The 15,799-nt window shown below is 73.0% G+C and carries 14 protein-coding genes; 9 read left to right on the top strand and 5 right to left on the bottom strand.

Features of this window, described 5'->3' with window-relative positions; genetic code table 11:
- Positions 1-194: 194 nt before the first annotated feature.
- Positions 195-866, top strand: a complete 672-nt coding sequence (locus I2W78_RS32435; protein WP_196463801.1) for a LysM peptidoglycan-binding domain-containing protein — start codon at positions 195-197, stop codon at positions 864-866.
- Between the two features lie 117 nt (positions 867-983).
- Complete coding sequence (locus I2W78_RS32440; protein ID WP_196463802.1) at positions 984-1,583, top strand: LysM peptidoglycan-binding domain-containing protein; 600 nt, start codon at positions 984-986, stop codon at positions 1,581-1,583.
- Here the strand turns inward: I2W78_RS32440 and I2W78_RS32445 are convergent.
- The 3 genes from I2W78_RS32445 to I2W78_RS32455 are packed head-to-tail and all read right to left on the bottom strand — an operon-like array spanning position 1,516 to position 5,317.
- Entirely contained in the window at positions 1,516-2,214 is a 699-nt protein-coding gene (locus tag I2W78_RS32445; protein WP_196463803.1) for an ATP-binding cassette domain-containing protein, read from the bottom strand. The two genes, I2W78_RS32440 and I2W78_RS32445, sit on opposite strands and share 68 nt — an antisense overlap.
- Entirely contained in the window at positions 2,211-4,841 is a 2,631-nt protein-coding gene (locus tag I2W78_RS32450; protein ID WP_196463804.1) for an ABC transporter permease subunit, read from the bottom strand. Before I2W78_RS32450 ends, I2W78_RS32445 begins: the two co-directional genes overlap by 4 nt.
- Complete coding sequence (locus I2W78_RS32455) at positions 4,841-5,317, bottom strand: hypothetical protein (protein ID WP_196463805.1); 477 nt, start codon at positions 5,315-5,317, stop codon at positions 4,841-4,843. Before I2W78_RS32455 ends, I2W78_RS32450 begins: the two co-directional genes overlap by 1 nt.
- A gap of 123 nt (positions 5,318-5,440) precedes the next feature.
- On the opposite strand from I2W78_RS32455, the gene I2W78_RS32460 reads away from it, so the two are divergent.
- From I2W78_RS32460 to I2W78_RS32480, 6 genes are all read left to right on the top strand, one after another.
- Positions 5,441-5,989, top strand: a complete 549-nt coding sequence (locus I2W78_RS32460) for a hypothetical protein (protein WP_196463806.1) — start codon at positions 5,441-5,443, stop codon at positions 5,987-5,989.
- Complete coding sequence (locus I2W78_RS32465; RefSeq protein ID WP_196463807.1) at positions 5,964-7,253, top strand: ABC transporter substrate-binding protein; 1,290 nt, start codon at positions 5,964-5,966, stop codon at positions 7,251-7,253. The genes I2W78_RS32460 and I2W78_RS32465 overlap by 26 nt, the downstream gene beginning before the upstream one ends.
- Before the next feature lie 281 nt (positions 7,254-7,534).
- Positions 7,535-9,277, top strand: coding sequence for an acyltransferase family protein (locus I2W78_RS32470; RefSeq protein WP_307783884.1), 1,743 nt, complete (start codon positions 7,535-7,537; stop codon positions 9,275-9,277).
- Positions 9,256-9,552 carry an SGNH hydrolase domain-containing protein gene (locus tag I2W78_RS40850; RefSeq protein WP_307783886.1) on the top strand — a complete coding sequence of 99 codons (297 nt, stop codon included), beginning with the start codon at positions 9,256-9,258 and terminating at the stop codon, positions 9,550-9,552. The genes I2W78_RS32470 and I2W78_RS40850 overlap by 22 nt, the downstream gene beginning before the upstream one ends.
- A gap of 11 nt (positions 9,553-9,563) precedes the next feature.
- Positions 9,564-10,637 carry a helix-turn-helix transcriptional regulator gene (locus I2W78_RS32475; RefSeq protein WP_196463808.1) on the top strand — a complete coding sequence of 358 codons (1,074 nt, stop codon included), beginning with the start codon at positions 9,564-9,566 and terminating at the stop codon, positions 10,635-10,637.
- 351 nt (positions 10,638-10,988) lie between these two features.
- Positions 10,989-11,198 carry an I78 family peptidase inhibitor gene (locus tag I2W78_RS32480; RefSeq protein WP_196463809.1) on the top strand — a complete coding sequence of 70 codons (210 nt, stop codon included), beginning with the start codon at positions 10,989-10,991 and terminating at the stop codon, positions 11,196-11,198.
- 72 nt (positions 11,199-11,270) lie between these two features.
- On the opposite strand, the gene I2W78_RS32485 is transcribed toward I2W78_RS32480, so the two are convergent.
- Both I2W78_RS32485 and I2W78_RS32490 read right to left on the bottom strand, forming a co-directional pair.
- Positions 11,271-12,329, bottom strand: a complete 1,059-nt coding sequence (locus I2W78_RS32485) for a phosphatase PAP2 family protein (protein WP_196463810.1) — start codon at positions 12,327-12,329, stop codon at positions 11,271-11,273.
- Positions 12,330-12,567: 238 nt separating this feature from the next.
- A complete protein-coding gene (locus tag I2W78_RS32490; RefSeq protein ID WP_196463811.1) occupies positions 12,568-13,812 on the bottom strand; it encodes a mannosyltransferase family protein in 1,245 nt (414 codons plus the stop codon).
- 262 nt (positions 13,813-14,074) lie between these two features.
- Between I2W78_RS32490 and I2W78_RS32495 the strand changes: the two genes are divergently transcribed.
- Positions 14,075-15,697, top strand: coding sequence for an MFS transporter (locus tag I2W78_RS32495; protein ID WP_196463812.1), 1,623 nt, complete (start codon positions 14,075-14,077; stop codon positions 15,695-15,697).
- The last annotated feature ends 102 nt before the right edge of the window (positions 15,698-15,799 follow it).

Below are 15,799 nucleotides of genomic sequence, written 5' to 3' on the forward strand. Positions count from 1 at the left end.
TTGGTTGATCCGGGCTCGTCATGCTCCGTACATTCCTCGGCCGTGTGCAACGAGCACCGCTCGGGTACGTCCGCCACCGCACCAGCCGGCACCACAGCACGCCCCTCGGCGGACGGGACGGAGCACGCCGGCCGCGCCCATGCGCGGAGAGCGCGCCTCGTCCGGGGACCCCGGGTCCGTGGAGAGGGAACTACATGTCCGATTGTGCCGATACCACCCGCAACAACGTCCGTAAGACCCGTACGGCGGCGGTTCTCGCCGGGGCGGCCCTGCTGGCCCCGCTGGGGCTGCTGGCCGCGAGCGGCAACGCCGCGGCGGCGGACGGCGGAGTGTGGGACCGCATCGCCCAGTGCGAGAGCGGCGGCAACTGGCACATCAACACCGGCAACGGCTACTACGGCGGACTCCAGTTCTCCGCCGACACCTGGCGCGCGTACGGCGGCACGGCCTACGCGCCGACCGCCGACCAGGCCTCCAGGGAGCAGCAGATCGCCGTCGCCACCAAGGTCCAGCGCGCCCAGGGCTGGGGCGCCTGGCCGACCTGTTCCGCGCGTGCCGGGGCGTACGGCAGCGCGCCGGCCGCATCCGGGGCGTCCGCCGGAAACTCGGCCCCGACGCAGTCGTCCCGATCCCAGTCGGCCCAGCCCCAGCCCCGGTCGTCGCAGCCCGCGCAGGAGCCGGTCCGCGAGTCGGGGCACACCGACCGGGACGCGTCCCGGGGTGACTACACCGTCCGTCAGGGCGACACGCTGAGCGGCATCGCGGCCCAGAACGGCACCACCTGGCAGCGGCTCCACGCCGCCAACAAGGCCGTCATCGGCGGTGATCCCGACGTGATCGTGCCCGGGCAGCGCCTCGTCCTCTGAGCCGCTCCCTCCCGAACGCACCAAGGGGCTCCGCCCGGTCCGCCGACCGGGTGGGGCCCTCGGGCGTACCGGGCGCGGCTCGACCGGCACGCGCGGCGCGCCGCCTAGCGTGAGCCGATGCACCGTAAATATTTCACCGTCGCTTTCACCGCCGCCCTGCTCACCGTCCTCACCCCCGTCGCCGCCGCCCACGCGGCACCTCCGCCCTCGGCCCCCGCACCGTCCGCCCGGCACGCGCCCGCCTCGTGCGTCGACGACCAGTGGCCGTGGGGGTGCGTCGCCAAGTGCGAGAGCGGCGGACGCTGGAAGCTCAACACCGGGAACGGCTACTACGGTGGCCTGCAGTTCTCGCAGCCCACCTGGCGGGCCTACGGTGGCCTGAAGTACGCCAAGCGCGCGGACCTCGCCACCCGCGAGCAGCAGATCGCGGTCGCCCGCGAGGTGGTCGCCGCGCAGGGCTGGCAGGCCTGGCCGGTCTGTGCGCAGCGGTACGGCCTCAAGGGCCGCTGGTACACCGTGAAGCGCGGCGACACGCTGTCCGCGATCGCCCGCAAGTACGAGACCGCGGGCGGCTGGAAGGCCCTCTACAACGCCAACAGCCACACCATCGGGCCCAGTCCGGGGCTGATCGAGGTCGGTATGACGCTGGTCATCCCCGGGAACCCCGCCCGTCAACAGGGCACGCCCGCGGAGTTCGGCCCCCCGCTTCCCCCGTGAGCAGCTCGCCCGCCTCGCCGCCGAAGACGACGGCACCACGACTCAGTTCGTACACCAGTGCCGGCCGGCCGCGCAGCGCGGGCGGCATCCGCTGCTCGGCGACCACCACGCACGCGTCCAGTGCCGCCAGCAGTTCGTACGTCCGCGTCGCGATCGCCGGGGACATGCCCTGGGCGGGTTCGTCGACGAGCACCACGCGCGCGCGTGCCGACAGGGCCCGGGAGAGGGCGAGCATCCGCTGCTCGCCGCCGGAGAGCGTGCCGGCGCGGCGCGCGAGCAGGGGCTCCAGCTGGGGGTAGGCGGCGAGGGCGGTGTCGTGGGACGGCGCGGCGAGTTCCAGGTTCTCCCGCACCGTGAGCGAGCCGAACACGGCCTGTCGTTCGGGTATCAGGCACAGTCCCCGGCGGGCTCGCTCGAAGGCAGGCGCATGGGTCACGTCGGCGCCGTCCCACACGACCGAGCCGCCCGACAGCGGCACCGTTCCGGCGAGCGCGCGCAGGGCCGTCGTACGGCCGGAGCCGTTGCGGCCGAGCAGGACGGTCAGGCCGGGGGAGGGGGCGGCGAGCGTGATGCCGTGCAGGGCTTCCAGGGGGCCGTAGCGCACGCGCGCGTGGCGCAGGGCGATGGTCACGAGGTGGCCTCCCGCGCGTCGAGGGCGTCGAGGACGTGGCGGGGCGGGCCGACGGCGACGATCCGTCCGGCTGTCATCACGTGCACGACGTCGGCGAGGCCGGCGACCAGGTCGAGGTCGTGCTCGACCACGAGCAGGGCGGTGCCGTCGGCGGCGAGCGCCCTCAGTACGCGGGCCAGCGCGGTCACTTCGGCGCTGTCCAGACCGGCGGCGGGCTCGTCGAGCAGCAGCACGCGCGGGGCGCCCGCGAACGCCCGGGCCAGTTCGACCCGGCGCAGGGTGCCGGTGGGCAGCCCGGCGGCGGGCAGCGCCCGTACCGGCCCGTCCAGCCCGAACAGCCGCAGCGACCGCTCCACGGCCCCCGGATCGGCGATCCGCCCCTGCTCGGCACCCACGCGCACGTTGTCGGCCACGGTCAGCGAGGGGAACACGGCCAGCTGCTGAAAGGTCCGCGCGACACCGAGCCGGGTACGGGCGTGGGCGGGCAGCCGGGTGATGTCCCGCCCGCCGAGCAGCACACGCCCGCGCGCGGGGCGCAGGGTTCCGGCGAGGCAGTGGAAGAGGGTGCTCTTTCCGGCGCCGTTGGGGCCGACGATCGCGGTGACCTGTCCGGGCGGGAGGTCCAGGTCGACGCCGTCGAGGGCGGTGAAGCCGCCGTAGCGGGCGTGCAGACCGCGTGCCCGGAGCGTCGGTGCGGTGGCGGTCTTCGCGGGCGGAGGGTGCGGGGCCGGGCGGGCCAGGGCAGTCCTCGGGCCGGGGGCGGCCGCCGGTTCCGGCGGCCGTATTCGCTCGCGCACCCGCGCCCCCAACGGCGTCAGCCTCGCCCTCCGCCGCAGCCGCAGCCCTGTCGCGGCCCTGCGCAGGGCGTCGTACGGGCCGCCGGGGAAACGGCCGACGAGGACGGCCAGCAGGCCGATCAGGGCGGCCGCGACGCCGCCTCGGGTGCCCGCGTCGAGGCCGACCAGGAGGGCGGCGGCGGTCAGCGCGCCGAGGGTGCTGTCGGCGCCGAGGACGACGATCGCGGCGAACCACATCAGACCCCGGACGGGGTCGTAGGCGGCGGGGTCGAAGGCGCGCAGGCCCATGCCGAGCATGCCGCCGCCGAGGGCGGCCAGCGCGGCGCCCGCGACGAACGCGAGCAGCTTCAGGGAGGGGACGCGGACCCCGGCCGCCTGCGCGCCCCCCCGGTGGTCCCGCATGGCCGCGAGGGCCCGGCCCGTGCGGCCCCGGCGCAGGGCGTGCGTCACCAGCAGCGCGGCGGCCAGGAGGGCCAGTTCCAGGACGTAGTAGGCGCGGTCGCCCTCGAAGCCCGCGGGACGGCCCAGGGAGAGGCCCGCCGTGGCGTACGGCTGGTCGAAGACGAAGCGGCTCACCCCGACGCCCACCGCGAACGTCGCCAGCGCGAGGGCCAGGCCCTGGCGGCCGATCGCGGGCCAGCCGGTCAGCAGGCCGAGCGGGGCCACCAGCAGGACGGCGACCGCCAGCGCGGCCAGTTCCGGCAGCCGGGGCAGGCCCGGGAAACGGCCGGCCGCGAGCAGGGCCGTGAACAGGGCGCCCAGCCCCGCGTACGCCGCCTGCCCCAGCGAGATCTGGCCGCCGCGTCCGGTGACGACGACCAGGGACAGCAGCACCACGCCCAGCGCCGGGACCTGCACCGACGTGTGCAGGTCCCGGCCCGCGAAGCCCAGCGGCAGCAGGAACAGCACCGCGGCGACGATCCAGGCGCCGGCCGGCGTGGGCACGCGCGCGGTGGCGGTGCGCGGCAGCGCGTCCCAGGTGCCGACGCCGGGCAGCACCAGCGCGGCCACCAGCAGCGCGACCACGAACAGGTTGGCGCCGACCGCCTGGAGCAACGGCTCGCCCCAGCCTCCCGGATGAAGCCGGGTCAGCTGCGCCTGCGCCACCCCGATGCCCAGCGCCACCACCACGGCGACCGCCAGACCGCGCATCCGCGCGGCCACCGCGACCGCCACCACCTCCATGACCAGCAGCGGCATGCCGTACGGGTCCAGGCGCACGTACGGCGCCAGCAGCACGCCCGTCAGACCCGCCGTGCACGCCCCGAACGCCCACCCCGCCGCCGCCACCCGGTCCGCGTCGATCCCACCCAGCACGGCGAGTTGCCGGTCGTCCACGACCGCCCGCAGCTCCCGCCCGAACCGCGTCCACCGGATCACGGCCGCCACCCCGGCCGCCAGCACCACCACGACCGCGAGCTGCCCCCACGGCTCGTCCGGCACCAGCACCGGCGCGTCGTCCCGCGCCCCCTGCCCCCACAGCAGCGCCGCACCGCCCACCAGCAGCACGAACACGCCGATGGACGCCACCAGCGTCTGCGCCGGATCGCCGCCCAGCACTGCCAGTGGCCGGAACACCCAACGCTCCAGCGCCACACCGAGGGCAGGAGCGACCACGACCAGCGTCACCACCGCGCCCGACCACAACGGCCAGTCCCACTCGACCACGCACTGCCGCAGCACGTAGGCGCACACCATCGCGATCGCCCCGTGCGCGAAGTTGAGCACGCCGGTCGCGCGGTAGGTCACGATCAGCCCGATCCCGGTGAGCGCGGCGGCGCTGCCCACCGACAGCCCGGCGAGCGTCAGGTCGTAGGTGAGCGAGGACATCAGGGGGCCGCTTCGGCGGGCTCGCAGATCGGGCAGGGCCCCAACTCGCCGCCCGCGAGCAGCTTGGCGTCCACCGGTACGGCCTCCGCCTTGCCGGTCGCCAGCGGGCAGTCCGCGCGGTGGAACAGCGTCCCGCCCGGCACCATCAGCAACTCCCCGCCGACCGCGACCGGCACGGCCGCCGCCTGCCCCGGCTCGTCCGCGTCGGCCGGCTCGGCGGCCACCAGCAGCCCGTACAGCTCCTCCACGCGCGCCGCCGCGACGGTGGTGCGGCCGTGGGTGAGCAGCACCGCCCCGGCGACGACGAGCGCGGCGCCGGGGATCGTGCAGGAGGCCAGGTAGGGCAACTGCCGCTCGGCGAACCGCTCGCCGGAGACGCCGTACCAGCCGAGCACGCACAGCACCGCGCCCGCCGCGAGCGCGGCCCAGCCGGCCCACAGGACGGGGTGCACGGATCGCAGTCGGGACGTCCGCATCGATGGCTCCCACACGTCGCGCGTCTGGCTGTGTCAGCCGATGGCTTGCACTATGCCTTCTGGAAGCCGACCCTGAAACCTCCGGGCGCGCACCGCCCGGACCGACATCCGGTGGTGAGCCAGATGGTTCTCGGGAGCGACCTCGGGCGCAGGAACACGGGACGCGGTACGGCAGTTGCGGCCGCCCTGCTGCTCTTCCTCGCCCCGGCACTCGCCGCGTGCGGCGACGACGCCGGCGGTGGCGGCGACAGCCCGCCTCCCACGCCGAGCGTGGAGGAGACCAGCGGCCCGGCGGCCACGGCACCCGCCGACCCGGCGGCGGCCGAGCGGGAGGTCAGGCAGAACTGGCAGAAGTTCTTCGATCCCGCCACCTCTCTGCGGGACAAGGAGAACTACCTGGAGAACGGCGACCGGATGGCCCCGGTGCTCCAGGCCTTCAGCGGCGACGAACGCGGATCGCAGGTCGGGGCCAGGGTCGCCGAGGTCGAGTTCACCGCACCGACCGAGGCGAACGTCACGTACACCCTGACCCTCAACGGTGCCACCGCGCTGCCGGACGCCGCCGGGACGGCGGTCGAGCAGGACGGCACCTGGAAGGTGTCCGTCAAGACCCTGTGCGGCCTGGTCGCGCTGAACCAGACCGGCGATGCGACGCCGCTGCCGGGCTGTTGAGGCCGCCGCCGCAGCGCTGCTGGCCCTCCTGGGCGCGGCCTGCGGCAGCCGCCTCCCGGAGAGCGACTTCGAGCACGACGGGCGCACGACCACGCCGACGGAGGCAGCCGCGCCGGTGCGGGTCGGCATCATCACCAGCGCCACCAGCCCGGTCGGCGGCGACGCCTTCACCGGCCCGCGCGACGGCGCCCGGGCCTACTTCGAACGCCTCAACGCGCGCGGGGGCATCGACGGCCGCCGCGTCGAGGTGCGGCTGTGCGACGACGGCGGCAGCGGCGTCGGCAACAACGAGTGCGTGCACCGGCTGATCGACGAGGACAAGGTCGTCGCCCTGGTCGCCACCTCCGCCCTGGACTACGCCGGCGCCTCCCGCATCTCCCACGCGCGCGTGCCCGACATCGGCGGCCAGCCCATCGGCGCCGCCTACGACACCCATCCACACCTGTACGGCATCTACGGCAGCCAGGCGCCCCGCGACGGCACGCCGGGCTGGGGCGGGCAGCTCTACGGCGGCACGGAGGTCTACCGCTACTTCAGGCGCGAGCACGGGGCCCGTACGGCCGCCGTGGTCTCGTACAACCAGGCCGCCTCCGCCGCCTACGCGCGCCTGGTGGAGCGGGGGCTGAAGGCCGAGGGGTACAAGGTCGTCAGCGAGCAGGTCGACTTCGCGCTGCCCAACTTCCGTGCGGTGGCCGCCGATCTGAAGCAGCAGGGCGCCGACCTCGTCTTCGACGCCATCGACACGCACGGCAACGCCCGGCTCTGCCAGGCGATGGACGACGTCGGCGCCGAGGTCATCGCCAAGGTGACGAACGTCCAGAACTGGACGTCCACCGTCCCCGAGGACTACAAGGACGCCCCGCGCTGCCGCAACGCCCTGTGGGCCACCGGGTCCAGCCGCAACTACGAAGACACCGGCCACCGGGCCGTACGGGAGTTCCGGGACGCCACCGAGGGACTGCCGGCGCACTCGCAGTGGCAGCTGGAGGGCTGGGCGGCGGCACAATGGTTCACGGACGCGGCGCGGTCCTGTGCCGACACGGGCATCACGCGCGCGTGCGTCGACGGCTTCGTGCGCCGCGGCGACGGCTACACCGCCGGCGGGCTGCTCCTCCCCGTCACGTTCGAACCGCTGCCCGAGCCGCCGAAAACCCGGCGGAACTGCCTGTCGGTGGCGCGCTGGCAGGACGGCGAAGGCTGGGTGACGCAGGGGGAGATGACCTCGAACTGCTTCGAGGTGCCGCAGCTGCCCTATGAGCCGTAGAACCCCTGCTTCACTCCCTGTTCAAACCTGATCCATTTGCTTGTTATGGCTACGTAATGACAATGTCATCAGTCGCGGACCCGGTCGAGGGTAAGTTCGAGCGTCCGGCTCCGGGACGATCACCGGCACCAGCCGGGTGACGCCGCCAGAGCAAGGAGATTTTCACGGTGCCCGTCCGCCACCTCGTGCATCCCACGCGGCCTGCTTCCGACGACCTCCCGGCCGTTCCGAAACGGAGCGAGGGTGCGGGACTGAGACTGGACATCCAGGGTTTGCGCGCGGTGGCCGTCTCGCTCGTGGTGCTCTCCCACGCCGGGGTGCCCTACGTGGCCGGTGGATACATCGGCGTGGACGTCTTCTTCGTCATCTCCGGGTTCCTCATCACCTCGCTGATGCTGCGCGAATGGAGCCGCGAGGGCCGGATCTCACTGGGCCGCTTCTACGCCCGCCGGGCGCTGCGCCTGCTGCCCGCCTCCACCCTCGTCGTCCTGGCGACGCTGGCGGGCTCCTGGCTCTTCCTGGGGCCGCTGCGCTTCGCGGACTACGCCAAGGACGCCATCGCCTCCGCCTGGTACGTCGTCAACTTCCGGCTGGCCGAGGCCGGGACCGACTACTTCAACACGGACGTGCCGCCCTCGCCGTTCCAGCACTTCTGGTCACTGGCGGTCGAGGAGCAGTTCTACCTGATCTGGCCTGTCCTGCTGATCGTCGCGCTCAAGCTCTTCCGGCGCCGGGCCCTGCTGGCGATTCCGCTGCTTGCCCTGGCCGCCGCCTCGTTCGCGGTGAACCTGCACCTGACCGAAAGCTCCCCCTCCTGGGCGTACTTCGGCTCGCAGGGTCGGCTCTGGGAGCTGGCGGTCGGCGCCCTGCTCGCCGTGGTGGCGCACCGGCTCGACGACATTCCGCGCCCGGTCGCGGCGGTCGTCAGCTGGGCGGGGCTCGCCGCCATCGGGTACGCGACGCTGGTCTTCGACGAGAGCACCCCGTTCCCCGGCCACAACGCGCTGATCCCGGTGCTCGGCGCCGCCGCCGTGCTGGCCTGCGGGTCGGCGGGCGGCCGCTGGGGCGCGGGCGCGCTGCTCTCACTGCGCCCGGCCGTGTGGATCGGCGGGATCTCGTACGCCTGGTACCTGTGGCACTGGCCGCTGATCCTGATCGTCCCGGCAGCCGCGGGCTTCGGCGAGCACGACGGGCCGCTCAGGCTGATCGCCGCGCTGTGCGGTGTCCCGCTGGCCTGGCTGACGCTGCACCTGGTCGAGAACCCGATGCGCTTCCACCGCGCTTTCAAGGCCCGGGCCGGCCGTGGACTCGCCCTGGGCCTCGGCCTGTCGGCGGTCGCGGCCGCGGCCGCGCTGGTCGCCGTGCAGTTCCCGCCGGGCCTGGCCTCGGGCGGGACACGGCAGGACACCAAGGAGACGCTCGCCGCCGCGTCCGACCCGCGCACCGCGCTGACCGAGCTGCTGGAACAGCCGGTGGACGAGGTCCCGGCCAACCTCGAGCCGAGCATGCGGGACACCGCCTACGAGCGCTCCGAGGTGTACACCGACGGCTGTGCCCTGGCGATCCCTCAGTCGGTACAGAAGCATCCCTGTCTGTACGGCGACACCGATGCCGGCCGTACGGTGGTCCTGTTCGGCGACTCGCATGCCGCGCAGTGGTTCCCGGCGTTGGACTCGATCGCCCGCAAGCACCACTGGCGGCTGTACTCGTACACCAAGAACGCCTGCAAGATCACCCAGATCACCACAAGGGCCGAGAACGGCGGCCCCTACGCCGCCTGCGACAAGTGGCGGGCGGCGACGATCGACCGGATCCGGGAACTGGAGCCCGACCTCGTCATCACCGCGAACGCCAACTCGGGCTGGCTGTACGGCGGCGGCAGCCTGCCGAAGGCGTGGGGCGAGGGCCAGGTCGAGACCTACCGGATGCTGCGGCAGGGCAGTACCCGGGTGCTGACGCTGCTGGACAGCCCTGGCCGAAGAACAACGCGGTGGACTGCGCGGTGTCCAACCCGGAGAACCTGAGCTCGTGTGCCCGTGACCGCTCCGAGGCCGACAAGAACGCCGCCGTCACCAGCGCGATCAAGGCGGCGGCGAAGGCCGAGAACGTGCCGGTGGTCGACCCCACCCCCTGGGTCTGCGCGCCCTCCGGCACCTGCCCGGTCCTCGTGGGCAACACCATGGTCTACCGAGACGCCGGTCACCTCGCCGACGACTACGTCGAGGCGCTCACCCCGGTGCTGGAGGACGAACTGCTGGGACTGGTCGGCGCGGACCTGAGCCGGCGTCCCAGTAGGTGATACTCGAGCCCGTGCTCGAAACCTCCGCCCGCCTCCTGCGCCTGCTGTCCCTGCTCCAGGCCCACCGTGAGTGGTCCGGCGCCGAGCTGGCCGAACGCCTCGGTGTCACCCCGCGCACCGTGCGCCGGGACGTCGAACGGCTGCGCGAGCTCGGCTACCCGGTCAACGCCAGCCCCGGCACCGGCGGCGGCTACCAGCTGGGCGCGGGCGCCGAGTTGCCGCCGCTGCTGCTGGACGACGACGAGGCCGTCGCGGTCGCCGTCGGCCTGCGCACGGCCGCCGGGCAGGGCATCGAGGGCATCGGCGAGTCCTCCGTGCGGGCGCTGTCCAAGCTGGAGCAGGTGCTGCCGAACCGGCTGCGCCGCAGGGTCGGCACGCTCAACGCCTTCACGGTGCCGATGCTCAGGGGGCCGCAGGCCGTTGTCGACCCGGCCCTGCTGACCGAGTTGGCGGGACTGTGCCGGGACGCCGAGCGGCTGCGCTTCGAGTACCTCGACCACGAGGGTGCCGCCAGCCGCCGTACCGTCGAACCGCACCGCCTGGTGTGCACCGAGCGCCGCTGGTACCTGGTCGCCTGGGACCTCGACCGGGGCGACTGGCGGACGTTCCGCGTCGATCGCATCACCCCCAGGCCGCCGCACGGCCCGCGATTCACCCCGCGTACGCCGCCCGCCGAGGACCTGGCCGCGTACGTCTCGGACGGAGTCTCCCGGCGCGTGTACGCCACGCACGCCGTCGTCCGGCTGCTGGTGCCCCTGGAGGAGGCCGCCGCCCACATCTCGCCGTCCGACGGGACGCTGGAGCCCGACGGCGACGACGCCTGCATCCTGCGCACCGGGGCGGGGAGCCTGGACGTGATGGTCATTCACGTGACGCTGCTGGGCTTCGAATTCGAGGTGCTGGAGCCGCCCGAGCTGACCGAGGCGATCACGGCCGCCCGGGACCGACTGAGCCGGGCTCTGGAACGCCGGGCTCCCGAACGACATGGCGCTCCGCGTACTCCGGGTGGTGCAGGTCGAACGCCGGGGAGTCGGAGCGGTCGCGAACATGTGGTGCGCCCACACCACCCCCATGCCGCGCCATGATGCTCGCGCGGCCGCGGTGACGACAGAGGGCGTACGGGGATTCTGTGCCGGATGCGTGCATTTCCTGTGCGTTTCCTGCATCTCGCGAGCCCGTCCGGAATGGGAAGGAAAAGGCGTCCGGCGACAGTTCTGTGCGGGCTTTCCGGCGGGCAATTCGGAGCGCCGCGCCGCCGCGCGGGAATTGCGTTCGAATACGTCCGTATGGTGCACGGAACCGTCCATCCGTGTGACGGAGTTCCACTGAAACGCGTGTCGTGATCCTGTGACAGAAGTGTGACCGGAGAGGGATCGGTGACCGCCCGTGCACGGCTTCCACTTCCCCGTCCGCCGCCCAGCGCCTAGCGTGGCGGCATGGCACCGTTCTCGACATCCGAACCCGATGACGACCCCGAGACCTACGTCGGCCTCGCCCAGGCCGACGCCGAGGAACGCGCGCGTGGACACGGCTGGACGACTGTGCGTTCGCTGGCGCCGGGGACGATCATCACGATGGAGTACCGGGCCGGTCGGCTGAACTTCGAGGTCAAGGACGGCACGGTGACACGGGCCTGGAAGGGCTGACCGAAGGCGACGCGGCGAAAGGCCCCGGTTCCTGGAGTGGGAACCGGGGCCTTCGCCGTGCGTCCGTGCTGGTCAGCCGCCCGTGAGCGGGCGGGCCGCCGGGGCCGAGCCGCGCGTGACGCGCTCGGGGTACGGCGGACGGCGGCTGCCGGCCGGGGTGACCGGTGTGCGCTCCGCGCGGGTGGTGTGCGGGCCCGGCGCCAGGTAGACCGGCGCACGCGGGGCGCGGGCCGCCGACTGGGAGACGGTCTCGCGCGACGAGACGGTTTCGCGCGACGGCACCTCCTCCGCGGCCGCCGCCAGCGGGGTGACCGCGACCGGCGCCGCGGCCGGTACCGGCGTGGCCTGCGGCGTCGTACGGCTCGCGCCCGCGAGCCAGCGCTCGCGCAGGTCCAGCAGCCAGGCCTCGGCGCGGGCGATCGGCGGCTCGAACCACGGCAGCCCCAGCAGGATCAGCAGACCCGCCGCCCAGCCCAGCAGCACATCGCTCAGCCAGTGCGTACCGAGGTACACCGTGGTCAGGCCGACGCTGAGCGACAGCACGGCCGACAGGGCCGACAGCCAGCGCCGGGCCCGCGGCGAGGTGGCCAGGTAGGCGAGGATGCCCCAGGTCACGACGGCGTTCGCGGTGTGTCCGGAGGGAAATATGTCACTGCCGGCCTGGAACCAGTGCCACATCTCGTTGGAGCCGACCTCGGTCGCGTAGTGCGGGCCCGAGCGGCCCAGGCCGTACTTCACGGCGCCCACGCTCACGTTCAGCAACAGCAGCGCCGCACCGAAGGCCAGCAGCGGCCGCAGGGTGTGCTGCCGCCAGGAGCGCCAGCCGAGCCAGGCGGCGACCATCACGGCGGTCGGCCCGCGCTGGCCCAGGACCACCCAGTAGTCCAGGAAGGCGTGGATCTCGGGCCACTGCTGGTACGGCCGGAAGAGCATCGCCTGCCAGTCGAAACGGACCAGCCACGAGGTGGTCACCACGGCCAGGACGATGGTCAGGTAGAAGGCGAGCGTCGCGCCGAAGAGCACCACCCGGTGCCGCGTCATACGCGGCACGTCGAGGACCGGCCGCTCGGGTTCACGGTCCAGCCGGGCGAAGATCCGGTCGAGCCGGGTCAGCTTTGGTTCGGTACGCACGCAATCGACGTTACAGCGAGTGAGCTCTGTTCCCCGCCGAATCACCGGGGTTGTAATGACGATGTGATGTGGGATTGCTCTCAGGAACGGTTTATTTCCAAGGAATCCGGCAATAGGCGGCGCCCCTTCCCTTCAATTCCTTTGATCATTCCAAGGGTAGTGTTTTGGCCCGCTTATGGAATCGTTCACCCGATCAAGGGGTGCAATTCTCCGCTTGCTCATCCGGCGCCCGAAGCGGTCACGGCGGGCCGGAGCCGTTCAGCCAGAACGCCCCGTACACCGCCGACCCCACCGCGACAGCACCCACGACCAGCGCGGACGTGGTGGTGTGCAGCCGGGAGAGGGCGAGGGCGAGGGGCAGCAGCAGCGGGAACGCCGGGAGCAGCAGGCGCGGTTTCGAGCCGAAGTAACTCGACGCGCACAGTGCGAGGGCGGTGACTACCCCCGCGTACACCAGGAGCGGAAGCGGCTGACGCTGCCGGACACAGACGATGTACAGCCAGATCACCAGGGCCACTCCGGTGACGAGCCCCAGGCCGGCCAGGGCCGACGGAAACGACGTGAACTTTTCGGCGACGAAGCGGGCGAAGGCGTACCCGCCGTCGAAGCCGTTGCGCCAGCCCGCCTGGACGTCGAGATAGCCGAGCGGACCCCTGCCGGTGTGATGGCCGACCCACAGGACGTACCCGGCGGCGCCGAGGGGGGCGAGGAGCATGCCGAGGGCGCGCCGCCAGGCCGGTGCGCCGTCGTGGTCCGGGTGCCGGGTGAGTAAGGGGGCGTGTTCGGCCGGGTGCGCGCCGGGGGTGGGCGTCGTGCTGCGGTGGTGCGCGGACGGAGCAGTGCCAAGGCGCCGGTCCCGTACGAACGCGGCGATGCCGGCCGCCCACACCGCCGCGACCACCGCCAGCCCCACGGGCCGGGTCAGACCCGCCAGCAGCGCCAGCGTGCCCGCGGTGAGCCAGCGGCCGGTGAGGACCGCGTACAGCGACCAGGCGGCCAGCGCGGTGAACAGGGACTCGCTGTACGCCATCGACTGCACGATCCCCACCGGCAGCACGGCCCACAGCAGCACCGCGCAGAGGCCCGCCCGTCGCCCGTACAGACGGTCGGCGACCGCGAAGATCCCCCAGGCCGCGGCGAGCGAGGCGAGCAGGCTGACGACGAAGCCGGCGTCGGCGTACGACAGCGGGCTCACCGCCTGCAGCAGCCGCTCCAGCCAGGGCAGCAGCGGGAAGAAGGCGAGGTTGGAGTGCACGTCGCCGTTCGGCAGGCGCACCTCGTAGCCGTAGCCCAGCTCGGCGACCCTGGTGTACCAGAGGGAGTCCCAGCGGGCGGTCAGCAGCGTGTACGCGCTCTTGTCGCGCGCGGCACTCCACACGGCCAGTACGAGCAGGCCGAGGGCGCGGACGGCCGCGTACCCGAGCAGGGCGGGGGCCGCCCTCCTGACACCCGGGGACGCCACGCGTGTTTCAAGATCGGTCACGGGCTCGATTATCGACGGCGTGCGCAACCGGGCCGCCGGACCCGGCGTGGTGGAAGGGGAAGGTAGTGGCACACGCCACACTGTTCCGCCATTCGTATGAGAGGTCCGCCACGCGACCCCGGCGGGAACTCGCGTACGCTGACGTGTCACTCGCCAGTCGTTGCGCGGGCCGGAGACCACCGCTCCTCTCCGGCCGAGTCGCGGGAGGTCCCCCGCCCCCGTGAGCCCGCCGAACGCGAGGGAACATCTGGGAGGTACGTACATGTCCGGGACGACCACGGCCGCCGTCGGGCTGCGCCGTCGGGCGGCCGGGGCCGGTGCCAACCGCTGGGTCGTTCTCGTCGTCCTCTGCACCAGCCTGCTGCTGGTCGCGGTCGACGCGACCGTGCTGCACGTGGCGGTGCCCGCCGTCACCGAGGACCTCAAGCCCAGCGCGATAGAGCTGCTCTGGATCGTCGACACCTACCCGCTCGTCTGCGCCTCGCTGCTGATCCTCTTCGGCACCCTCGGTGACCGGGTGGGCCGCAGACGGATCCTGCTGCTCGGATACGCCCTCTTCGGCGTCGCCTCTGCCCTGGCGGCCGTCGCTCAGGATCCGCAGCTGCTGATCCTGGCGCGGGCGCTGCTCGGTGTCGGCGGCGCGATGATCATGCCCGCGACGCTGTCGATCCTGCGGCAGGTCTTTCCGGACCGGCGTGAGCGGGCGCTCGCGATCGGCGTCTGGAGTGCGGTGGCCGCGGTCGGCGCGGCGGTCGGCCCGCTGCTCGGCGGCTTCTTGCTGGAGCACTTCTGGTGGGGGTCGGTGTTCCTCGTCAACATCCCGTTGATGCTGGTCAGCCTGCCGGTGGGGCGACTTCTGCTGCCCGAGTCGACGGGGAGCGAGGACGGGCCCTGGGACGTGGTCGGTGCGCTGATGGCCGCGGGCGGGCTGTTCGGAGTGGTGCTCGGGGTCAAGCGCCTGGGCGGCGGGGAACCGGCCGGGAGCGTGCTCACCGTGGTGCCGCTCGTGGCCGGTGCGGTGCTGCTCGCGCTGTTCGTACGGCGTCAGCGGCGGCGCAAGCATCCCCTGGTGGACCTGCGGATGTTCGCGCGGCCGGCGTTCAGTACGTCGGTCGGGTGCATCGTGCTGGCGATGCTCGCCCTGGTGGGGCTGGAGCTGATCGCTGCGCAGTATCTGCAGCTGGTGCTCGGGCTGTCGCCGCTGGAGACGGGGCTCAGGCTGCTGCCGCTGACCGTGGCGGCGATGGCGGCGGGGCTGTTCGGGGCGCGGATGCTGCGGCGGTTCGGGCCCCGGCGGATGGTCTGCGCGGGATTCTGTCTGACCGCGCTGGCGGTCGTGCTGCTCACGGCGCTGGGGCGGGAGGACAACGCTCCGTTGATGCTGGCCGGGTTCGTGCTGCTGGGGTTCGGGCTGGAGACGACGCTGTTCGGGGCGTACGAGTCCATGCTGAGCGAGGCGCCGTCGGAGCAGGCGGGGGGTGCGGCGGCGATCGGTGAGACCTCGTACCAGCTGGGGGCGGGGATCGGGATCGCGCTGCTGGGGACTGTGATGAACGCGGCGTATACGCCTGGGTTGTCCTCCGTGCCCGGTGTGCCGGCGTCGGCTTCGGCTGCTGCTGGGCATTCGCTGGGGGAGGCGTATGACGTGGCCGGGGAGCTCGGGGGGTCGGCGGGGGTTGCTCTGCGGCGGGCTGCTCGGGACTGTTTTGTGCATGGGCTGCATGTGACGTTGCTGGTGAGTGCGGGGCTGCTGCTTTTGGGTGCGGTTATGGCGCTGCGGTTGCCTCGGGTGATGCAGTGTGAGGCTGACGTTGCCTTGGAGGTGCCGTCGCCTCGTGCCGGCGTCGGGTCTCCGACCCACGCACCACCCGTGCGGGTTCGTTGAGGGGTGGGCGTCGCCTGTGGGGGTGATCGCCGTCGGCGGCCGCGGGTGGTTGCCTCGCGGGTTCCCGCGTCGTAGCGTCACCCCCAGTCCGTGACTAGCGGT

Origin of the sequence: Streptomyces spinoverrucosus, from assembly GCF_015712165.1 — a bacterium.
Taxonomy (GTDB): domain Bacteria; phylum Actinomycetota; class Actinomycetes; order Streptomycetales; family Streptomycetaceae; genus Streptomyces; species Streptomyces spinoverrucosus_A.